General features: G+C 58.7%; 3 protein-coding genes. All 3 read right to left on the reverse strand.

From position 1 onward, the window contains the following. Positions 1 to 433: 433 nt before the first annotated feature. A complete protein-coding gene (locus EOB49_RS33325; RefSeq protein WP_126080608.1) occupies positions 434 to 1,591 on the reverse strand; it encodes a TlpA disulfide reductase family protein in 1,158 nt (385 codons plus the stop codon). 597 nt (positions 1,592 to 2,188) lie between these two features. Further along, positions 2,189 to 3,202 (reverse strand): 1-aminocyclopropane-1-carboxylate deaminase, encoded by a 1,014-nt coding sequence (locus tag EOB49_RS33330; protein ID WP_024505903.1) that lies wholly within the window; start codon positions 3,200 to 3,202, stop codon positions 2,189 to 2,191. A 236-nt stretch (positions 3,203 to 3,438) separates the two neighbouring features. Then, complete coding sequence (locus tag EOB49_RS33335; RefSeq protein WP_245466512.1) at positions 3,439 to 3,600, reverse strand: exopolysaccharide production repressor protein; 162 nt, start codon at positions 3,598 to 3,600, stop codon at positions 3,439 to 3,441. Positions 3,601 to 3,606 lie beyond the last annotated feature (6 nt).

The raw sequence follows: 3,606 nt of genomic DNA on the forward strand, positions 1-3,606 counted from the left end.
AATCCTGAGTACGAATGAGCCGCAGGAGGCATTTGACGAACGGGGAAGCAAGGGCTTCTTCGTCATTGTTGACAGCAGGGCCAACCGGAGGAATTTCGTTGTTCGTCATTTCAGTCTTCGTCTTCGAGGTACGATTTCCTTTTCCTGCGATGCCCACTCCGGGTCCGCTTGCGTGGCCGACGAATGGCTTGGGCGGGCCAACCCCAAGAGTGCCCCGTGGCCGACCTCGACATGTCCACGAGTGCGAGACCTGCGGCGCGAATTCGCGGCGCACATCGTCTGCGCCGCGATCCGACCGGTGGTCAACGCAATTGAAATCCAACCTGCCGCAAGCCGCCGCCCTGCTGCATCGACATACTTGCTGCGAAGAGAGCTTCGATGGGCGGATTGGCCAGTGTTCAATTCCAATTGTCAGTCCCTTCGCGATTCTTGCTCAGGAAGTGACTGCGTTTTGAGTTTCGGGTGCCTTCTTTTGCGGAGCCACACAAAGATCCGCGTGACAGGCAGGCTCACCCGTGTAGTTGGCCAGTGCTTCGAGCAATGGGGTAAGATAGTACTGTTTGGTGTGGTCCGGAATTGGCCCCAGCCGGTCCACCGATTTCAGTGCCACCTCGATCAACTCGATTGCGCGATCTTTGTTGCCGCTCTCGTAATAATACTGAGCTACCGGGAGGTACCGGCGGTATTTAAACGGGCCATCGCCGTTCGGGGGATTGAGTGCCAGTATCTGTTCCGAGAGCTCGTTGCCCATCGCAAAGCGCTCCGCGCGCGGAAGATGGGAATTGTCCATCGTGGGATCGAAGAGTTGGTTGAGGGCCAAGGCCATCCACGACACCGCGTCGGACGTTTTGTCGATCGCGTCCTCGACCAATTCTCGCATGACCGGCATGCCGGTCTTGATGTCGCGCAGCTTGTGAAGCAGAAGATCCGCATGAATCTGCCGAAAATCAAAAGAGTCTGGCATCAAGGCGAGGCCTTCTTCGATGGCCAAGAGCGCCGCCGTCCAATTCTCGGCCTGCATCGCCGGCTCAAGTTTGGCGTATATCGGCCCGGTAAGCGACATTTCGCGCGCTGCAAGTTGGTTATGCGCGATGCGCTTTGCATCGGCGGCTTTCGCTTCATAGCTGCTGCGCCAGCTGCCGTTAAGGACTTTCGGCAAAACGTCATCGAGTTCCGCCGGGTGGCCGATAAAAGCGATGTGGCCGTCGCGGTCGACCACGAACGAGGTGGGAATCCCAATCGAAGAGCTGGGATCCATCCAGAGCTTGTTCATTTCGCCAATGTAATCGAACCCGATACGATAATTCAGATTCGGGAACTTCTCGGTCAGCCAGGCATCCACGTTGGTCCGCGCCTCGTCTGCGGTAGGACCCTGTTCGCAGGCGGCAACTCCGACCGCCTCAAATCCGCTGCCTTCATATTTCTCCTGCAGTTCGATCAAATGGGGCATGGCGTCGACACATGGTCCGCACCAAGTCGCCCAAAACTCAACGAGGTAGACCTTGCCGGGCCGAAAGTTCGTGAGGGGCTCGCCACGCAGCCAGTTCTCCACTTTGATCGCAGGAGCCGGGGACCCCATACGCAGTTCCATCTTGGTGTCCAAAGTCATTCCACACCTTTCGTCTCTTTTGTCGCGGAATATTTTCCCGTCAAAATCGGACACGGTCTCGAGGGCATCGCTCCCTCTGGCTTGCTTCAGCGAAGCTCTCACCGTGTTGCCGCACATCAAGCTGCAACGGAGGTGCCAATTCCCTCAGCTCCGGTAAGCGGCGGGAAATGCTTTGAAATTCTCCACGAGGCTAAATGCGGCCGATTGTCGTGAACCCGACATGTCTTCTGCCGCTGTCGGGTTTCGCCCTATCTCTTGAGAGCTTGGACGGCTCGCCTGTGATTAGACTGGCCTCGGTCCTCGAGCAGTGGCAGTTTGGCGCCAGTTCGAAAGCGCGAACTCGCCGGCTTGGTCCTCGTGCCGCCACCGCCGCGTGTGGATTCTTGCCCCGGAGTCAAAATTCGCCTCGCGGTTGCCAACGGCGGCATGCGCTCAATGCGCGTGGCGTTGAGCCCCGACAGCACGTAATGGTACCAATTAGTGGATGCCCGTCGCTGCCTCCACTTCTCCAGCCAAGCGCTCGAACGACGCTACCTACCCACGTTCGAGCGCGACCGCGGAATCGCAGACTGCCGAACGTCAGCCGTTGCGAAAGGTGTAGCCGTACCCGTTGATCGCCGGCGCGCCGCCTAGATGTGCGTAGAGGACCCTCGATCCCTGTGGAAAGAAGCCCCTCTGGACGAGGTCGATCATCCCTTGCATCGATTTGCCCTCGTAAACGGGGTCCGTAATCATGCCCTCGAGCCGCGCGCACAAACGGATTGCCTCTTTGGTTTCCTCCGATGGAACGCCATAACCCGGGTACGCGTAGTCCATGAACAACACCACGTCTGCCTCGACAATTTCCGCTCCGAGGTGGACGAGCTTCGCTGTATTTTGGGCGATGCCGAGCACCTGCGCCTTGGTCTTGGCGGGCATGGCGGAGGCATCGATACCGATCACGTTGCGCTGTCGACCATCCTTGGCGAACCCGACGAGCATGCCGCCGTGGGTTGAACCAGTCACCGTACAGACGACGATATAGTCGAAGGCAAACCCAAGCTGCTCTTCCTGGGCACGCACCTCCTCAGCGAACCCCACATAGCCCAGGCCGCCGTATTTGTGGACAGAGGCGCCGGCAGGTATCGCATATGGCCTGCCGCCCCTTGCCTTGACTTCATAAAGTGCCTTTTCCCAGCTGCGGCGGATGCCGATGTCAAAGCCCTCGTCAACCAGGCGCACCTCTGCCCCCATGATGCGGCTCAAGAGGATATTGCCGACCCGGTCGTAGACAGCATCATCATGTGGGACCCAGCTCTCCTGGACCAGGAGGCATTTCATGCCGATCTTGGCGGCGACCGCAGCGACCATGCGCGTATGGTTGGACTGCACGCCACCGATTGTGACGAGCGTATCGGCATCTGACGCGATCGCGTCGGGCACAATGTATTCGAGCTTGCGCAGCTTGTTTCCGCCGAACGCGAGACCGGAGTTGCAGTCCTCGCGTTTGACGTAGATTTCCACCTTGTCGCCCAGATGCTTGCCGAGGCGGTCGAGCCTCTCGATCGGCGTGGGTCCAAAGGTGAGCGGATAACGTTCGAATTTTTCCAGCATGCTATCTCCAGCAAAAAAGTACCTGAACCGGCTACGCACCGGTCAGCCCAGGGGTATGGTCGCGTGTTAGCCGAACACAGATTCCCTATACGATCAGCTCAGTCATCAGAGGGTGACCAAAATTGGTGTGGGTCTGAGCACTGATCCTGTCATCCGCGCATCAAAGCAGCAGCACATGCTGGGCATTCGACCAAGCCGGGACACAGCTGAAAATTGCATTCCGCAGTTGATCAGAGTCAGACGACTGGTACCCGAGCTTTCCTGTAACCATCGGCATGCTGGCCCCTGTGGCGAGTTCCACGAGCGCGGCTAGAGGACTGCCAGATCAGAAAGAGCACGCGGCCGAAGGAGCCGGCCTGAAGCAGCAGCGAACAGGCCAGCGTCGTGACGACTGCCACACGGAG

Source organism: Mesorhizobium sp. M7A.F.Ca.MR.148.00.0.0, from assembly GCF_003997735.1.
Lineage (GTDB): Bacteria > Pseudomonadota > Alphaproteobacteria > Rhizobiales > Rhizobiaceae > Mesorhizobium.